At 65.2% G+C, this 17,701-nt stretch carries 15 protein-coding genes; 14 read left to right on the plus strand and 1 reads right to left on the minus strand.

Features of this window, described 5'->3' with window-relative positions:
- The first annotated feature begins 74 nt into the window (after positions 1–74).
- Positions 75–1,784: an alkaline phosphatase family protein gene (locus tag GPJ75_RS01465; RefSeq protein WP_163264366.1), complete on the plus strand. Its 1,710-nt coding sequence runs from the start codon at positions 75–77 to the stop codon at positions 1,782–1,784.
- On the opposite strand, the gene GPJ75_RS01470 is transcribed toward GPJ75_RS01465, so the two are convergent.
- Positions 1,742–2,860, minus strand: coding sequence for a Gfo/Idh/MocA family protein (locus GPJ75_RS01470; RefSeq protein WP_163264368.1), 1,119 nt, complete (start codon positions 2,858–2,860; stop codon positions 1,742–1,744). The two genes, GPJ75_RS01465 and GPJ75_RS01470, sit on opposite strands and share 43 nt — an antisense overlap.
- A 252-nt stretch (positions 2,861–3,112) precedes the next feature.
- Here GPJ75_RS01470 and ytfQ point away from each other — a divergent pair, with 252 nt between their 5' ends.
- From ytfQ to GPJ75_RS01535, 13 genes are all read left to right on the plus strand, one after another.
- Entirely contained in the window at positions 3,113–4,075 is a 963-nt protein-coding gene (gene ytfQ / locus GPJ75_RS01475) for a galactofuranose ABC transporter, galactofuranose-binding protein YtfQ (RefSeq protein WP_163264869.1), read from the plus strand.
- Between the two features lie 216 nt (positions 4,076–4,291).
- Positions 4,292–5,815, plus strand: coding sequence for a galactofuranose ABC transporter, ATP-binding protein YtfR (gene ytfR, locus GPJ75_RS01480; RefSeq protein ID WP_163264370.1), 1,524 nt, complete (start codon positions 4,292–4,294; stop codon positions 5,813–5,815).
- Positions 5,812–6,846 carry an ABC transporter permease gene (locus tag GPJ75_RS01485; protein WP_163264371.1) on the plus strand — a complete coding sequence of 345 codons (1,035 nt, stop codon included), beginning with the start codon at positions 5,812–5,814 and terminating at the stop codon, positions 6,844–6,846. Before ytfR ends, GPJ75_RS01485 begins: the two co-directional genes overlap by 4 nt.
- Positions 6,843–7,829, plus strand: a complete 987-nt coding sequence (gene yjfF, locus GPJ75_RS01490; RefSeq protein ID WP_163264373.1) for a galactofuranose ABC transporter, permease protein YjfF — start codon at positions 6,843–6,845, stop codon at positions 7,827–7,829. The genes GPJ75_RS01485 and yjfF overlap by 4 nt, the downstream gene beginning before the upstream one ends.
- Complete coding sequence (locus GPJ75_RS01495) at positions 7,826–8,566, plus strand: FadR/GntR family transcriptional regulator (protein WP_163264871.1); 741 nt, start codon at positions 7,826–7,828, stop codon at positions 8,564–8,566. Before yjfF ends, GPJ75_RS01495 begins: the two co-directional genes overlap by 4 nt.
- Positions 8,567–9,296: 730 nt before the next feature.
- Positions 9,297–10,586, plus strand: coding sequence for an SDR family oxidoreductase (locus GPJ75_RS01500; RefSeq protein ID WP_163264375.1), 1,290 nt, complete (start codon positions 9,297–9,299; stop codon positions 10,584–10,586).
- A complete protein-coding gene (locus GPJ75_RS01505) occupies positions 10,586–11,059 on the plus strand; it encodes a DUF2269 family protein (RefSeq protein WP_163264377.1) in 474 nt (157 codons plus the stop codon). Before GPJ75_RS01500 ends, GPJ75_RS01505 begins: the two co-directional genes overlap by 1 nt.
- Before the next feature lie 41 nt (positions 11,060–11,100).
- A complete protein-coding gene (locus GPJ75_RS01510) occupies positions 11,101–12,270 on the plus strand; it encodes an acetyl-CoA acetyltransferase (protein ID WP_163264379.1) in 1,170 nt (389 codons plus the stop codon).
- Between the two features lie 73 nt (positions 12,271–12,343).
- Positions 12,344–13,243 carry an NAD(P)-dependent oxidoreductase gene (locus GPJ75_RS01515; protein WP_163264381.1) on the plus strand — a complete coding sequence of 300 codons (900 nt, stop codon included), beginning with the start codon at positions 12,344–12,346 and terminating at the stop codon, positions 13,241–13,243.
- Between the two features lie 35 nt (positions 13,244–13,278).
- A complete protein-coding gene (locus GPJ75_RS01520) occupies positions 13,279–14,232 on the plus strand; it encodes a sugar-binding transcriptional regulator (RefSeq protein WP_163264383.1) in 954 nt (317 codons plus the stop codon).
- Between the two features lie 199 nt (positions 14,233–14,431).
- Positions 14,432–15,739: an ABC transporter substrate-binding protein gene (locus GPJ75_RS01525; protein WP_163264385.1), complete on the plus strand. Its 1,308-nt coding sequence runs from the start codon at positions 14,432–14,434 to the stop codon at positions 15,737–15,739.
- A 240-nt stretch (positions 15,740–15,979) separates the two neighbouring features.
- A complete protein-coding gene (locus GPJ75_RS01530; RefSeq protein ID WP_159585476.1) occupies positions 15,980–16,852 on the plus strand; it encodes a carbohydrate ABC transporter permease in 873 nt (290 codons plus the stop codon).
- Between the two features lie 10 nt (positions 16,853–16,862).
- Complete coding sequence (locus GPJ75_RS01535; RefSeq protein ID WP_163264387.1) at positions 16,863–17,693, plus strand: carbohydrate ABC transporter permease; 831 nt, start codon at positions 16,863–16,865, stop codon at positions 17,691–17,693.
- Positions 17,694–17,701: the final 8 nt, after the last annotated feature.

Below are 17,701 nucleotides of genomic sequence, written 5' to 3' on the forward strand. Positions count from 1 at the left end.
CAGATCGAAGGCTGGGATCGCTCCCGAACGCATTCCCGGAATCATGGAGCGCCGCGCCGAACGGAGGTGCTTTGATGGCCGTGGGTTCAGACGCGGGAGCAACAGCCGGCGACCCTCGCCCTCACGAGCGCCGTCGGAAAGTCTGGGACGGGAGCTATCCACTCCATCCTTTTCTCCTCGCCGCCGCCGCGGTCTTCGCCCTCATGGCGAGGAACCTAAACTTCACCTCGTTTGCCGACGTCGCGCCCTCTCTCCTGGGTTCCCTCGCCTTTGCACTCGCGGTCTACCTGGCGGTCGCGGCGATGCGCCGGCGCTTTGATGCGGCCGGCGCGGTGGTCGCCAGCATCTGGGTTGCCGGCAGTCTCTTCTATCTCGGGCTGTTCGGCCGCCTCAACGACATGGTGGCAGGCGGCTTTCCGATGGTGAAGTCGCTACCCCTCGCGCTCGCCATCCTGGCGCTTCTAACGCTCGTTGCGCTGCGCCTTCCCGGCCTCACCCGGCTGGCCCATAGCATTCTCAACGGTGTCGCGCTGGTTCTGTTGGCAACGCCGCTTTGGCAGGTCGGCGTCTACGAATGGCGCAACGGCGCGGCACGCGCCGCCTACGATGCCGAACAGGCCCTTGCGGAGATTCGACAGTATTTCCCTTCCGAAGAAAGCGCTGCCCGGCCGCCGGACATCTATCATTTCGTGTTCGACCGCTACACCTCGGAGGATATCCTCGAACGCCACTACGACCTCGACAACCGCGCCATCGGCCGCTTCCTGGAGGAGCGGGGCTTTTACGTCGCCCGTCGCAGCAACTCCAACTACCAGAAGACCGGCCATTCCGTCGCCTCGACCTTCCATATGAACTACCTCGATTTCCTGGAAGACGATGCGCGGGTCACGGGCGCCAACTGGCATCCGATCTACGAGATGCTGGGCGACCATCGCGTGGGGCGGGCCTTGAAGTCGCGCGGGTACGACTTCATCCAGTTCGGCGCCTGGTGGGTCGGCACCTACAACAGCCCGCTTGCCGACGAGAACCGGCCGCATGGCTTCAGCGAATTCGCCATGCTCTATCTGCGGCGCACGATCCTGCGCCCGATCTTCCACGCCCTGCCCGATACGGCGCTGACGATGCGGCTCGACTGGGACAATGCTCAGTGCCAGCGCGTCGCCGCCCAGGTGGAGGAGATCAAGGCCATCGGCGCGCGTGAGCGGCCGGTCTACGTCTTCGCCCACTTCCTGGTGCCGCACGGCCCTTATGCCTTTGCCGCCGACGGGCGCTGCCTCAGCCAAAAGGAAGCGGCCAAGCGCGGCGACAAGCAGGGCTTCGTCGACCAGGTCGCCTATGCCAATCGCATCATCGAGGATATCGTAACCACGCTCCAGGCGGACGGCCGGGAGCCGCCGATCATCCTGCTGCAGGCGGATGAAGGCCCCTTTCCCCAGCGCGATTCACGGGTCCCCTGGCAGGATGCGCCGGCCGAGGAGTTGCGGATCAAGACCGGCATCCTCAACGCCTATTATTTTCCCGGGAAAGAGTACCGCCAGCTTACCGACGACATCACGCCGGTGAACAGCTACCGCGTGCTGTTCAACACCTATTTCGATGCGAAGTTTCCGCTACTCGCCGACCGCATCTACGCCTTCCCGAATGACGGCACGATCTATGAGTTCCACGACGTGACGGACAAGGTTCGCGAGCCGGCAAGCATCGCCGACACGATGCCGGGCGCGCGCGCCGGTCCCGTTAATCAGGACACCTTGATCCAGCCACCGCCTCCCGCCGCGCGGTAGATCGCCTCGAGCGTGCGCTGCACCTCCAGCCCCTCGCGGAAATCGGCATGGCCGGTCTCCTCGCCGGCGATCGCCCGCAAGAGGTCGCGCACCTCTATGGTCTTCAGGTCGTTGAAGCCGAGCTGGTGGCCCGGCGCCACGCAGAACGCGCCATAGGGCTCGTTGGCGGGCCCGGCCAGTATCTTGCGGAAACCGTCGCGGCCCGGCTTATCGGAGGCCACGTAAAGGTCGAGCTCGTTCATGCGTTCGCCGCAATAGGCAATGGAGCCGCGCGAGCCGGTGATCTCGAAATCCTGCCGCATCTTGCGTCCCCCGGCGATCCAGCTCGCCTCCAGAACGCCGCTGCAGCCGTTCTCGAAGCGCAGAAAGGCGCGGCCGATATCCTCCACCTCGACGGGCTTTCGATTAGTCGAGCCGGCGCCGTCCGGGCGCGTGGCGACCAGCGTTGCCACCTCCCCGCACACCTCGGCCACAGGCCCGACAAGATAGCGCGCGGCGGCGATCAGGTGGCTGCCGAGGTCGGCCAGTGCCCCACCGCCGCCGGCCGGGTCCAGCCGCCATGTCCACGGCACCTCGGCATCTATCATGAAATCCTCGGCGTGGACGCCGCTGAAGGCGCGGATTTCGCCAATCTCGCCGCTGTCGATGATCTCCTTGGCAAGACGCATCATCGGGTTCTTCAGGTAGTTGAAGCCGACCGCGGTGACGACGCCCTTCGCCTCGGCCGCCCGCACCATCTCCTCGGCGTCGCTCACCTTCGGCGCCAGTGGCTTCTCGCAGTAGACATGCTTACCGGCGGCAATGGCTGCCAGCGCCATCTCCTTATGTAGGAGATTGGGTGAGGTGACGGAAACGATATGGATGCGCGGATCGGCGACGAGGCGGCGCCAGTCGGCCGTCGATTCGGCAAAGCCGAAAGCCGCTGCCGCACGCGCGGCCTGCTCCTCCCCGACGTCGGCCAGCATGACCGGCCGCACCTTCACCGGCAAATCGAATACGCGGGCGACATTGTTGAACGCGAAGGCGTGCGTCCTGCCCATGAAACCCGAGCCGATCAGCCCCAGTCCCAGCTCCATCCCGGTTCTCCACGCAAATCTATGATTTTCGACCAATGGCGGCCACCATTAACGACGCGTGTAGACCGTTGCCGCCCTGTCGTAAAGGAGGGGTTTCATCCGCGCGCTACGGCATGAACCGCGGGGACTTCGCGGCGGGCTGGGGGGAGGCCGGCACGCTCGGCCGAGGCTTCTCCAACACCCGCTTTACAAAAGTCATACTATATGATTTTTTCTCCTTCGCTGCTTCGCAGCCTAGCAACTGGGAGGAACATAATGCTCAAGTCAGCTCTTGCTGGCGCGACTGCGCTCGCGTCGGTTATCCTTACTACATCCGTCGCCTCCGCCGTGACGGTCGGCTTTTCGCAGATCGGCTCCGAATCCGGCTGGCGCGCCGCCGAGACGACGGTCACCAGACAGGAAGCCGAAACGCGCGGCATCGACCTGAAATTCGCCGACGCCCAGCAGAAACAGGAAAACCAGATCAAGGCGCTGCGCTCCTTCATCGCCCAAGGCGTGGATGCGATCCTGCTCGCACCGGTGGTGGAGACAGGTTGGGACTCCGTGCTGGAAGAGGCGAAGGATGCGGAGATCCCCGTCATCCTCCTCGACCGTACCGTTGCCGCCTCGGACGATCTCTACCTCACCGCCGTCACCTCCGACCTCGTGCACGAGGGCCGGGTGGCCGGCGAGTGGCTGGTCGAGAATGCCGGCGATGAAGACTGCTCGATCGTCGAACTTCAGGGCACCACGGGCTCCTCGCCCGCCATTGCCCGCAAGAAGGGGTTTGAGGAAGCGATCGCCGGCCACGACAATTTCAAGATCATCCGCAGCCAGACGGGCGACTTCACCCGTACCAAGGGCAAGGAGGTGATGGAGAGCTTCCTGAAGGCCGAGAATGGCGGCGCCGACATCTGCGCGCTTTATGCCCACAACGACGACATGGCGCTGGGCGCCATCCAGGCCATCAAGGAGGCCGGGCTGAAGCCAGGCGAGGACATCCTCGTTGTTTCCATCGACGCCGTGCCGGACATCTTCCAGGCACTCGCCGCCGGCGAGGCCAACGCCACGGTCGAATTGACGCCGAACATGGCCGGCCCCGCCTTCGACGTGCTGGAAGCCTATCTGTCCGACGGCACCGCGCCGCCGAAGTGGATCCAGACCGAGTCCAAGCTCTACACGCAGGCCGACGACCCGATGAAGGTCTACGAGGAAAAGAAGAACCTCGGTTACTAGTGGTGCGATCCTGACAGATGGTCCATCTGTCAGGACAAATCGCCCCACCAGATTAATGGCTTGTGGGCTGACTTCTCCAAACAGATGGGTATCATCTGTTTGGGTCAGATCACTAGGGGGCGGGGGGACAGGCGGGCCTTCGCGGGCCCGCCTTCTCTTCCGGCTGCAGCAACCGGTGTCCCTTAAGGGCACTCGGTTCCTTTTCGGGGAAATGCCGTGGAAAAGCCTCAGGAACCGCTGCTGAGCGTGGCAAGCCTTACCAAGAGCTTCCCTGGCGCGCTGGCGCTCGACGGCGTCGACTTCACCTTGCGGGCGGGGGAGGTGCACGCGCTTCTGGGCGAGAACGGCGCCGGCAAGTCCACCCTCATCAAGTGCCTCACCGGCGCCTACCGGCGCGACAGCGGCGATATCCGGCTTTCCGGGCGCCAGGTCGACCCGCGCGACACGTTCGAGGCGCAGGCGCTTGGCATCGGCACCGTCTACCAGGAGGTCAACCTCCTGCCCAACCTGACGGTGGCGCAAAACCTCTATCTCGGCCGCCAGCCAACGCGCTTCGGCATGGTTGGCACGCGGCGGATGAATGCCGGGGCCCAGGCGCTGCTCTCCCAATACGGCCTCGATATCGATGTGACGCGGGAGCTTTCCTCCTACTCCGTCGCCGTCCAGCAGATCATCGCCATCGCCCGCGCGGTCGATCTGTCCGGCAAGATCCTCATCCTCGACGAGCCGACCGCCAGCCTCGACGCGCAGGAGGTGCGCATGGTGTTCGACATCGTGCGGGCGCTGCGCGAGCGGGGGCTGGGCATCATCTTCATCACCCATTTCCTCAACCAGGTGTTCGAGATTTCCGATCGCATCACCGTTTTACGCAACGGCCGGCTGGTCGGCACGCGCAATGCCGTCGACATCGAGCGCCTCGACCTTGTGACCATGATGCTTGGCCACGAGCTTTCGCAGGAGACCATCGCCCACAGGGCAGCCCACAAGAGCGAGGGTGAGGTTGCCTACCGCTTCCGCGATTTCGGCCGCGCCGGCACGATCGAGCCTTTCAACCTCGAGGTCCGCCGTGGCGAGGTGGTCGGCGTTGCCGGGCTCCTCGGCTCCGGGCGCACCGAGACCGCCGAGGCGATCTTCGGCGTGCGCCCGCACGCCAGCGGCAGCGCCGAGAAGAACAGCAGGCAGCTCGAACTCAGCGGGCCGCGCAAGGCGATCGCCGCGGGCCTCGGCTTCTGTCCCGAGGACCGCAAGACCGACGGCATCGTTGGCGACCTCTCGGTGCGCGAGAACATCGTCCTGGCACTGCAGGCGCGGCGCGGCTGGGCGCGGCCGCTGCCGAGGCAAGAGCAGATCGAGATCGCCGACCGCTTCATCGACGCTCTCGACATCCGCACGACGGACCGCGAGAAGCCGCTCAGGCTTCTGTCCGGCGGCAACCAGCAAAAGGCGATCCTCGCCCGCTGGCTGGCGACCAACCCCGAGTTCCTTATCCTCGACGAGCCGACGCGCGGCATCGATGTCGGCGCCCACGCGGAGATCATCCGGCTGATCGAGCGCCTGTGCGAGGACGGCGTGTCGCTGCTCGTCATCTCCTCGGAGCTGGAGGAACTGGTCGCCTATTCGCATCGCGTGATCGTGGTGCGCGACCGGGAGCATGTGTCGGAACTGACGGGCGAGGAGATCAACACCGACAACATTGTCCGCGCCATCGCCGCCGACAGCCAGCCGGAGCAAGCCCGATGAACGGCGAAAGCAGCGCCGCCCTCCGCCGCTTCCTGCCCCAGGTCCTGACGCTTCTCGTCATCCTGGCGTTGATCACGGCGGTCTTCCCGAATTTCCTGAACCTGACGTGGCAGAACGGCCGCTTTTACGGCAGCCTGATCGACATCCTCAATCGCGGCGCGCCCGTGGCTCTTCTGTCGATCGGCATGACGCTGGTCATCGCCACCAAGGGCATCGACCTTTCCGTCGGCGCGGTGATGGCGATCTGCGGCGCGGTGGCGGCCTCCACCGTCGCCGGCGGCGGCAGCGCGGCGACAGCCCTCCTCTTCGCCCTCGCCGTGGGCGTGGCCTGCGGCGCCTGGAACGGTTTCCTCGTCGCCGTGCTCGGCATTCAGCCCATTGTCGCAACGCTGATCCTGATGGTGGCCGGACGCGGCATCGCCCAGCTCATCACCGAAGGCATCATCGTCACCTTCAACAACGCGGGTCTCGCCTTCTTCGGCAGCGGCGCGCTTCTCGGCCTGCCGGTGCCCGTCCTCCTGTGGGTGGCCACCGGCATTGCCGCGGCCCTCATCGTGCGCAGGACGGCGCTCGGACTTCTGATCGAGGCGATCGGCATCAACCGCCGCGCCAGCACGCTTTCCGGCGTCAACAGCGGTGTGCTGCTGGTGACGGTCTATATGGTCTCGGGCCTGTGCGCGGCCATCGCCGGGATCATCGTCACCGCCGATATCCGCGGCGCGGACGCCAACAATGCCGGCCTGTGGCTGGAACTCGATGCGATCCTCGCCGTCGTTCTGGGCGGCACGTCGCTGCTCGGCGGCCGCTTCACCATCCTCGGCTCGCTGATCGGCGCCATGATCATCCAGTCGATCAACACGGGCATCCTGCTCTCCGGCTTTCCGCCAGAGTTCAACCTGATCATCAAGGCCGTCATCATCATGCTGATCCTTATCATCCAGTCGCCGGCCCTGCGCATGGCGACGGTGTTCTGGCGTGGCCGGACGGCGGAGCCGATGGCCGCGGAAGGCAAGGAGCGGTCGGCACCATGAAGTCCCGTTATCTGCCGCTGGCGGCAACCATCCTCATCTTCGTCCTGGCCTACGCGCTGTGCTACGCGCAGTTCCCATCCATGCTGTCGACCCGCGTCATCGGCAACCTCCTGACCGACAATGCCTTTCTCGGCATCGTCGCCGTCGGCATGACCTTTGTCATCCTCTCGGGCGGCATCGACCTTTCCGTCGGCTCGGTCATCGCCTTCACCAGCGTCTTCATCGCCGTGGTTCTGGCGAATACGGGCCTGCACCCGCTTGCCGTTTTCGCCCTTGCGCTCCTCATCGCCACGGCCTTCGGCGCGGCAATGGGCGCGGTGATCCACTATCTGGAGATGCCGCCCTTCATCGTCACGCTGGCCGGCATGTTCCTGGCGCGCGGCATGGCCTTCGTACTGTCGATCGATTCCATCCCCGTCACGCATCCCTTCTACGACACTTTGCAGTCGTTCTACTGGCGCATGCCGGGCGGCGGGCGCCTGACGCTGATCGGCGGGCTCCTGCTGCTCGTCTTCGCGGTCGGCATCCTGATCGCCCACCGCACGCGCTTCGGCGCCAACATCTATGCCCTCGGCGGCGACGCCACGACCGCACGGTTGATGGGCGTCTCCGTCGGCCGCACCACCATCGGCATCTATGCGCTGTCCGGCCTGCTGGCGGGCCTTTCCGGCATCGTCTTCTCGCTCTACACCACTGCCGGCTATTCGCTTTCCGCCGTCGGCGTCGAACTCGACGCCATCGCGGCGGTCGTCATCGGGGGCACGCTGCTTACGGGCGGCAGCGGCTTTGTCGCCGGCACCTTCGTTGGTATTCTGATCATGGGTCTGATACAGACCTACATCATCTTCGACGGTACGCTGTCGAGCTGGTGGACGAAGATCGTGGTCGGAGTCCTTTTGTTCGTCTTCATCTTCCTGCAGAAGGGAATTCTCTGGCTTTCTGCCAGGAAGGCGGCGGCGCTGCACCACGCGCATGGAAGCTGATGGGTCTGCTTGAAACCGCCATATCCGGCAGCGCCCGGCGCACGAGCCACTCCCATGTGGTGAACGAACTGGGCAAGGCGATCATCGGCGGCACCTATCCCGTTGGCAGCATCCTGCCCGGCGACAGCGAGCTGGCCGCGCGCTTCCACGTCTCGCGCACCGTTCTGCGGGAGGCGATGAAAACGCTCTCGGCCAAGGGGCTCATCGTGGCGCGGGCGCGCATCGGCACGCGCGTGACGGAGCGCAGCGAGTGGAACCTTTTCGACGCCGACGTGCTCACCTGGCATCTGGAGCGCGGCGTCGACCGCACCTTTCTCGTCCACTTGAGCGAGATGCGCCTTTCCTTCGAACCCTATGCGGCGGGGCTGGCGGCGGAACGTGCCGGGCCGGAGACGGCCCGCCGCCTCCTGCGGCTGGCCGGAGACATGGCCTCGGCTCCCTCGCACGAAGAGCTTATCCTGGCCGACCTGCGCTTCCATCTGGCCGTTCTGCAGGCTTCCGAGAACCCTTTCATGTACGGCGTCGGCACCCTTATCGAGGCGGCCCTCGTCGCCGCCTTCGGCCTCAGCTCCCCCAACGTCCCCTCGCGTGAGCTGGAAAGGATCGGCGCTTCCCACAAGGCGATCGCCGAGGCTATTGCCCGCGGCGACGCTGAGGCGGCCTCCAAGACCATGAGAGAGGTCATCCTGACCGGCCGCGCCCAGGCGCTCGACCGGATCGACGAGAAAGGCGGCTAGGCGCCTCGAGGCGGTATAGGCCATGCGCCCCGCATGCCGCCCTCCCCTTCGAGGAGCTTGCCCTTCGGCAAGCTCAGGGTTGGGAAGGCGCGACAGACATGCTTATCCGTTGCCGCGCTTCATCCGAAGCCGGGCTATGTCAAAGAACCGGGAAGACGGGCGGCCTTCGTGTCGCCAGTCAATTTTTTTTTCGCGACCCTCGGGCCGCCCGTCCGGCGTTCTTAAGTCTCCGCCCGTTCCGCTTCCACGAAGCCGGATCCGGAAGGCCTTGAGCCTTCCACGACAGGGCGCTCCGCGCCCCCGTCTCCCCGGCTCCCTTTTAAAGTGCACCGTCCGGCACGCGCCGCCCGTAGTGGCGGCAGGGGAACCCTTGGGCGGAGCCTCCCCGGGCCGGCCGCCACGTTAGCGGCCCGCCGGAGGCGCCGGCCCCTCCCCGCGAGACCGCCGTCGCGATCCACGTTCCCGCGGGAGGGACGGGCACAGGATAAGGGCGGCTTGGGCAGCGGGGATAAAATGCGCGGTTGGGCGGGGCAAAAAAATGATAAGCGATTGTTTTGGAACGAATGTTTTTTTGAGGGGGCGGAAGTTTATCCCCGCGGAAACAGTGTGATCGACCGCTGCCCGTCAAGCTCCGTCGCGCCGTTGGCCGTTGCTTGACAGTAACCCGGGAATCCGTGAGTGCTTGGCATTTTTAGGACTGGCGAGGATTCAGGCGCATGGATGGCGGCATATGAAGGTGCTCGTTACAGGCGCCAGCGGCCTTATCGGCTCGGCCGTCTGCGCCCGGCTTTCCGCTGAAGGTCACGAGATCGTTGCCGCTATACGGCCGGGAAGCGGCCCGCTGCCCATGGCCGCCCGTGAAGCCGTCGAGATCGATATGGCGCATGCCGGCGGTCCGGAGGCGTGGGCGCCGCACCTGAAGAGTGTCGGGGCGGTGGTCAACTGCGCCGGCGTGTTCCAGGACAATCCTCGCGACAGCACCCAGGGCGTTCACGTCACCGGCGCGGACGCCCTGTTCCGTGCCTGTGAGAATGGAGGCGTCCGCCGTGTGATCCATGTCTCGGCGCTCGGTGTGGACCAGGAGCGGCCAACCGCCTTCTCGGCCACCAAGCGCCAAGGCGACACCCTGCTCATGGCGCGGAACCTGGACTGGGTGATCCTGCGGCCCTCGGTGGTGCTTGGGCGATCCGCCTTCGGCGGCAGCGCCATGATGCGCGGCCTTGCCGCTCTCCCGGTCATGCCGGCGATGCGGCACACCGGTCAGTTGCAGGTGGTGCAGCTCGACGAGGTGGCCGATACGGTCGCCTTCTTCCTCGCCCCGTCGGCACCCTCCCGGCTGGCGCTGGAGCTTGCAGGACCGGAGCGGCTGTCGATGAGCGAGGTGGTTGCCGTCTATCGCAAGTGGCTCGGCTGGGGGCCGGCGCGAAGCTTCACGCTGCCCGACACGCCGGCCCACCTCCTTTATCGCCTGGGCGACCTCGCGGGCCGGCTCGGTTGGCGCCCGGCCATCCGCAGCACGACCGAGAAGGAGATCGCGCTCGGCTCCGTGGGCGATCCCGCGCGCTGGAGCGAAGTGACGGGGATCCGCCCGACCGCCCTTGCTACGGCGCTAGAGAGGCAGCCGGCGGGCGTGCAGGAGCGGTGGTTCGCCAAGCTCTTTTTCCTGAAACCGATCATCTTCGTTGTCCTCGCCGTCTTCTGGATCGGCACCGGCATCGTCTCGCTCACTGCCGGCTTCCGCGAGGGTGTCGATCTGCTCCTGCGGACGGGTGCCGGCACGCTTGCCGCTCCGGGCGTTGTCGCCGGCGCGCTTGCGGACATCGCCGTTGGTCTCGCCATCGCCTGGCGCCCCACGGCACGGCTGGGACTTTACGGCGCGATGGCACTGTCCCTCCTCTATGTCACCGCCGGCACGCTCTTCATGCCGTCGCTGTGGGGGGAACCGCTCGGGCCGTTGATGAAGGTCGTGCCCATTCTCGTCCTGCACCTGGTGGCACTCGCCATCCTGGAAGAGCGCTGATGCTCTACTTCTTCCTCAAATACCTGCATATCATCGGCGCCGCCGTGCTTTTCGGCACCGGCGCGGGCATCGCCTTCTTCATGCTTCTGGCCCATCGCACCGGCAATGCCGCAGTCATCGCCGCCGTGGCGCGCATCGTCGTCATCGCCGACTTCCTGTTCACCGCGACCGCTGTCGTCGCGCAGCCGGTCACCGGCATGGCGCTCGTCTGGCATCTGGGCTATCCCCCCGGCGAAGACTGGATCGTTTTGTCGATCCTGCTTTATCTCCTCACCGGCGCCTTCTGGCTTCCCGTGGTGTGGATGCAGATGGAGATGCGCCGCCTTGCCGCTGCCGCCGCCGAGCAAGGTACCCCGCTGCCCAAACGCTACCACCGCCTCTTCCGCCTCTGGTTCGCCTTCGGCTTTCCCGCTTTCGCCGCCGTGCTCGGCATTTTCTGGCTGATGATCGCCCGTCCTGTAGATATCTGGTAAGGAACGGGCGCCGGACTATCTGATGAACAAGGAGATGTCGGATGACCAAGGCACAGATCGTCGGCTGGGCGCATGCGCCCTTCGGAAAATCCGAGATGGAAGACACCGAGGCGCTGATGGCCTCGGTCGCCACCCCGGCGCTCGACCATGCCGGCGTCGAGACCGGCGATGTGGACGGCATCTTCGTCGGCGTCATGAACAACGGCTTTTCCAGGCAGGATTTCCAGGGCTCGCTCGTCGCCATGGGCAACGAGGCGCTGGCCCATGTGCCGGCGGTGCGGCTGGAGAACGCCTGCGCCACCGGCTCGGCCGCCATCTATACGGCCATGGACTTCATCGAATCAGGCCGCGGCCGCATCGCCCTCGTGGTGGGGGCGGAGAAGATGACAGCGACGCCGACCGCGCAAGTGGGCGACATCCTGCTCGGCGCCAGCTACCGTAAGGAGGAAGCGGACGTGGATGGCGGCTTCGCCGGCCTCTTCGCCCGCATCGCCCAAAACTATTTCCAGCGCTATGGCGACCGCTCGGAAGAGCTCGCAATGATTGCGGCGAAGAACCATGCCAATGGCATGGCCAATCCCTACGCCCACATGCGCAAGGACTTCGGCTTCGACTTCTGCAACACGGTCTCGGACAAGAACCCTTATGTGGCCGAGCCGCTCAGGCGCACCGATTGCTCGCTGATCTCCGACGGCGCGGCTGCCCTGGTGCTGGCCGATGCCGAGACCGCGGCAAGCCTGGAGCGGGCGATCGCCTTCCGTGCGCGCCGGCATGTGAACGACCTCCTGGCGATGAGCCGGCGCGACGTGACCGCCTTCGAAGGCGCGCGGCGCGCCTGGGCCGGCGCGCTGGAAGACGCCGGCGCATCGCTCGACGACCTGTCGCTGGTCGAGACGCACGACTGCTTCACCATCGCCGAATTGATCGAATACGAGGCGATGGGCCTCGCCAAACCCGGCGAGGGCCACCGCGTGGTGCGCGACGGCATTGCGCAGAAGGACGGCAAGCTGCCGGTCAATCCCTCCGGCGGGCTCAAGGCCAAGGGGCATCCGATCGGCGCCACCGGGGTTTCCATGCACATCATGGCGGCCATGCAGCTCATGGGCGAGGCCGGCGACATGCAGATCCTTGAGGCGCGCCTGGCCGGCGTCTTCAATATGGGCGGTGCCGCGGTCGCCAACTACGTCTCGCTTCTGGAGCGCGCCAGGTAGCACGCCCGGCACGTGACGCCCCGCCGATTTCCGACTAACGTCCGGCACCGCACAGATTCTTCAGGAGGGATGAATGAGCAAGGAACGGATCGGCTTTATCGGCGTCGGGCTGATGGGTCATGGCATGGCCAAGAACATCGCCGAGAAAGGCTGGCCGCTGACCGTGCTTGGCCATCGCAACCGCGAGCCGGTCGAAGACCTGAAACGCCGCGGTGCGGCGGAGGCGGAAAATGCGCGCGCCTTGGCGGAAGCGAGCGATATCGTCGTCATCTGCGTGACCGGCAGCCCGCAGGTTGAAGAGATCGTCAAGGGGCCGCAAGGCCTCGCCTCCGCCGGCAAGCCGCTTCTCATCTGCGACTGCTCCACCTCCGACCCCTCCTCCACGGTGAAGCTCGCCGCCGAGCTTGCCGCGCAGGACATCACGCTGATCGACGCCCCGCTCAGCCGCACGCCGAAGGATGCAGAGGAAGGCACGCTGGACGTGATGGTCGGCGGCGAGGAGGCGGCGGTCGACCGCATCTGGCCGGTGCTCGGGGCCTTCGGCGAGCGCATCGTCAGGACCGGGCCGACGGGCAGCGGCCACACGATGAAGCTGCTCAACAACTTCCTCTCCATGGGCTATGCCGCCCTCTATTCCGAGGCCCTGGCGCTCGGGGCGAAGGCGGGCTTGACGCCGGCCGTTTTCGACAGCGTCATCAGCGGCGGCCGCATGGACTGCGCCTTCTACCAGACCTTCTTCAAATGGGTGCTGGAGCGGGACCGCGACGCCCATAAATTCACGCTGAAGAATGGCCTCAAGGACATGTCCTACCTCGCCGCCTTCGCCAATGCGGCGGAGTTCTCCAATCCCCTGGGCGCGGCCGTGCGCAATTCCTTCGCGCTTGCCGTCGGCGCCGGGCGCGGCGAGGACTACGTGCCGATGCTGTCCGACATCGTGGCGGAGCTGAACGGGGTCAGCCTTACCGAGAAATAGAAGGCGCATGTGCTGCGGACGGCGGGAGGTGACGGATGGCCGTGAATGGCGGAAAGCTCGATGAGGCTGCGCGCGCCGCCTGGCTTTACTACGTCGCCGGCAATACGCAGGACCAGATCGCCGCAAAGCTGGGTGTCTCGCGCCAATCGGCCCAGCGGCTCGTCTCGCTCGCCGTCTCCGAAGGGCTGGTGAAGGTTCATATCGACTATCCGATCGCCCATTGCCTCGACCTTTCGAAGGCGCTGCGCGAAACCTATTCGCTCTCCTTCTGCGAGGTCGTGCCGACGGATCCGGGCTCGACCTCGACCACCCTCGGCGTGGCGCAGGCCACCGCGGCCGAGATCGAAAACTGGCTCGGGCGGCCGGAGCCGCTCATCATGGGGATCGGCACGGGGCGCACGTTGCGGGCCGCCGTCGAGCACCTGAGCACCATGGAGTGCCCGCAGCACCGCATCGTTTCGCTTACGGGCAACATCGCTCCGGACGGCTCGGCGGCCTATTACAACGTCATCTTCACCATGGCGGACAAGGTGAAGGCACGTTTCTTCCCCATGCCGCTGCCTGTTATCGCCTCCTCGGAAAAGGAGCGCGAGACGTTGCATGCGCAGCCGATGATCCGCCCGACCCTGGAGCTGGCGGCCAAGGCGGACGTTACGTTTATCGGCATCGGCGAACTCGACGACGAGGCGCCGCTTTATGTCGACGGTTTCATTACGCGCGAGGAATTACAGGCACTTAGGCGGGCCGGCGCGGTGACGGAGATCATCGGCTGGACCTTCGATCCGCAGGGCCGGCTGGTCGAAGGCATCACCAACGAACGCGTTGCCAGCGCGCCTATTCCCAGCCGCGAAACCTCGCTCGTCATCGCCTCCGCCATGGGAAAGAAGAAGCTTCCGGGCATCCGCATCGCGCTGGAAGGCAAATTAATCAATGGCTTGGTGACCGACGAGGCAACGGCGGAGGCGCTGCTCACGCCAAGCCTCCGGTAGGCACCACTCCGACGTGTCACCGAGGGGTAGCCGAGGCGCAAATGCGCGTTTTACGGGCCCTACCCGTCCCCTTCGGTTGTCCCCCTCCACTCCGCGAATATTGCGCCGCAGCGACGAAACCGCATTGACTCGGCGGCGCTATTGTGAGTAATTGCCCATAGCATTAGCATTTGCTCAATCGCTCATGTGGGAGGAAATCATGAGACTCAAGGCCCTGCTCCTTGGAACAAGCTTTCTTGCCGTCTCCGGGCTTACCGCCGGCGCCGAGACGCTCACCATCGCCACGGTCAACAACGGCGACATGATCCGCATGCAGAAGCTGACGGACGACTTCAAGGCGAAGAACCCCGACATCGATCTGGAGTGGGTGACGCTGGAAGAGAACGTCCTGCGCCAGCGGGTGACGACGGACATCGCCACCAAGGGCGGGCAGTACGACGTCCTGACCATCGGCACCTACGAGGTGCCGATCTGGGCCAAGCAGGACTGGCTCCTGCCGCTGGAAAACCTCGGTGAGGATTACGACGTCGACGACCTCCTGCCGCCGATCCGTGCCGGGCTGTCCTACGAGGACAAGCTCTATGCCGCGCCCTTCTACGGCGAGAGCTCCATGGTGATGTACCGCACCGACCTCTTCGAGGAGGCGGGGCTCGAGATGCCCGAGGCGCCGACCTGGGAGTTCGTCGCCGATGCGGCGCGCAAGATCACCGACAAGGACAACGAGATCTACGGCATCTGCCTGCGCGGTAAGGCGGGCTGGGGCGAGAACATGGCCTTCCTCACGGCCACCGCCAACTCCTTCGGCGCGCGCTGGTTCGACGAGAACTGGCAGCCGCAGTTCGACCAGCCGCAGTGGAAGGAGACGCTCGACTTCTACGTCAACCTGATGAAGGATGCCGGCCCTCCCGGAGCTTCCTCCAACGGGTTCAACGAGAACCTGGCGCTGTTCCAGTCCGGAAAATGCGGCATGTGGATCGACGCCACCGTGGCGGCCTCCTTCGTGACCGACCCGGAAGAATCCACCGTGGCCGACAAGGTGGGCTTCGCGCTGGCGCCGGACAACGGCCTCGGCAAGCGGGGCAACTGGCTGTGGGCCTGGTCGCTCGCCATTCCCGCCGGCACGCAGAAGGCGGAAGCGGCGGAGAAATTCATCGCCTGGGCGACCAGCAAGGATTATCTCGAGCTCGTCGCCGAGAAGGAAGGTTGGGCCAACGTGCCGCCCGGCACGAGAACCTCGCTCTACGAGAATCCCGAATACGCCAAGATCCCCTTTGCCAAGATGACGATCGACTCGATCAACACGGCCGACCCGAACAGCCCGACGGTCGATCCCGTGCCCTATGTCGGCGTTCAGTTCGTGGCGATCCCGGAGTTCCAGGGGCTTGGCACGGCCGTGGGACAGCAGTTTTCGGCGGCCCTTGCCGGGCAGGTGACGGTCGATCAGGCGCTGCAAAGCGCCCAGCAGCTCACCCAGCGTGAGATGATGAAGAGCGGCTACATCAAATAGCCTCCTCCTCCCTGGGCCGCCTTCGGTAGCGCGGGGCGGCCCCCTTTTTCACTCTTGGACGATGTCGATGGATTTTGAGTCCTTGCTCGGACCCCCACCCCTTACCCCTCCCCTCAAGGGGGAGGGGGACGCCGACGTCTCAGAATCCCCCTCCCCCTTGAGGGGAGGGGTAAGGGGTGGGGGTTCGGCGAAGCCGGCAAGAATGACTCAAATGCGATAACCCTACCTGTGGAGAGCACGATGGCCACGCTGCACACCCAGTCGACCGCGCGCCTGATGATGGCGCCTGCCGTCGTGCTTCTGCTTCTGTGGATGCTCGTGCCGCTCGGCATGACCGTCTGGTTCTCCTTCCTGCGCTACAACCTCCTGATGCCGGGCATGGAGGAATGGAGCGGCTTCGACAACTACTATTATTTCCTCACCGACCCCGCCTTCGGCACGGCGCTGGTCAACACGCTGCTGCTCGTCGGAGGCGTGCTCCTGATCTCGGTCGGCGGCGGCGTTGCGCTTGCCCTTCTTCTCGATCAGCCCTTCTTCGGACAGGGCATCGTGCGCCTTCTCGTCATCGCGCCCTTCTTCGTCATGCCGACCGTTTCCGCGCTGGTGTGGAAGAACATGTTCATGAACCCCGTCTACGGGCTGTTCGCGTGGGTGGCGAAATTCTTCGGGCTTCAGCCCATCGACTGGCTGGCCGAGGTGCCGCTCTTCTCCATCGTCCTCATCGTCGCCTGGCAGTGGCTGCCCTTTGCGACGCTGATCCTCCTGACGGCGCTGCAATCGCTGGACGAGGAGCAGAAGGAAGCGGCGGAGATGGATGGCGCCGGCCCGGTCTCGCGTTTCATCTACATCGTGCTTCCGCATCTTTCGCGCGCCATCACCGTCGTCATTCTCATCGAGACCATCTTCCTGCTGTCCGTCTTCGCGGAAATCCTCGTGACGACCAATGGCGGACCGGGGCTGGAAAGCACCAATCTCACCTACCTCGTCTATGCGCAGGCGCTGCTTCAGTTCGACGTCGGCGCGGCTTCGGCGGGCGGCATCGTGGCGGTGATCCTCGCCAACATCGTCGCCATCTTCCTGATGCGCATCATCGGCAAGAACCTGGACGCGTGAGGAGGCACCCATGGCACGAGCGATCTCCCCGCGCAGGAAATGGACCATCACCGTCATCGCGTGGCTGTTGGGCCTCGCCATCTTCTTCCCGATCCTGTGGACGGTGCTGACCAGCTTCAAGACCGAGGGCGAAGCCATCGCCTCGCCGCCCTCCCTCGTCGCCTTCGACTGGACGCTCGCCAACTATTTCGAGGTGCAGGCGCGCTCGAACTATTTCAAGTATGTCGGCAATTCGATCGTCATCGCCGTGGGCTCGACGCTCCTCGGCCTTTTGATCGCCATCCCGGCGGCCTGGGCCATGGCCTTCTCGCCGACCAAACGCACCAAGGACGTGCTCATGTGGATGCTGTCCACGAAGATGCTGCCGCCCGTCGGCGTCCTGGTGCCGATCTACCTCATCTTCCGCGACACCGGTCTGCTTGACAGCCGCATCGGGCTTATCGGCGTGCTCACCATGATCAACCTGCCGATCATCGTATGGATGCTCTACACCTATTTCCGCGAGATCCCCGGCGAGATCCTGGAGGCCGCGCGCATGGACGGCGCCTCGCTCGCCAAGGAGATCGTCTACGTGCTGACGCCGATGGCGCTGCCGGGCATCGCCTCGACCATGCTTCTAAACATCATCCTGGCGTGGAACGAGGCCTTCTGGACGCTGAACCTCACCGCTTCGAGCGCTGCGCCTCTGACCGCCTTCATCGCCGCCTATTCGAGCCCGGAGGGTCTGTTCTGGGCCAAGCTGTCGGCCGCCTCGACGCTCGCCATCGCGCCGATCCTCATCATGGGCTGGTTCTCGCAGCGCCAACTCATCCGCGGCCTGACATTCGGCGCGGTTAAATAAAGGCTGGG

The organism is Chelativorans alearensis (assembly GCF_010993735.1).
Lineage (GTDB): Bacteria > Pseudomonadota > Alphaproteobacteria > Rhizobiales > Rhizobiaceae > Chelativorans > Chelativorans alearense.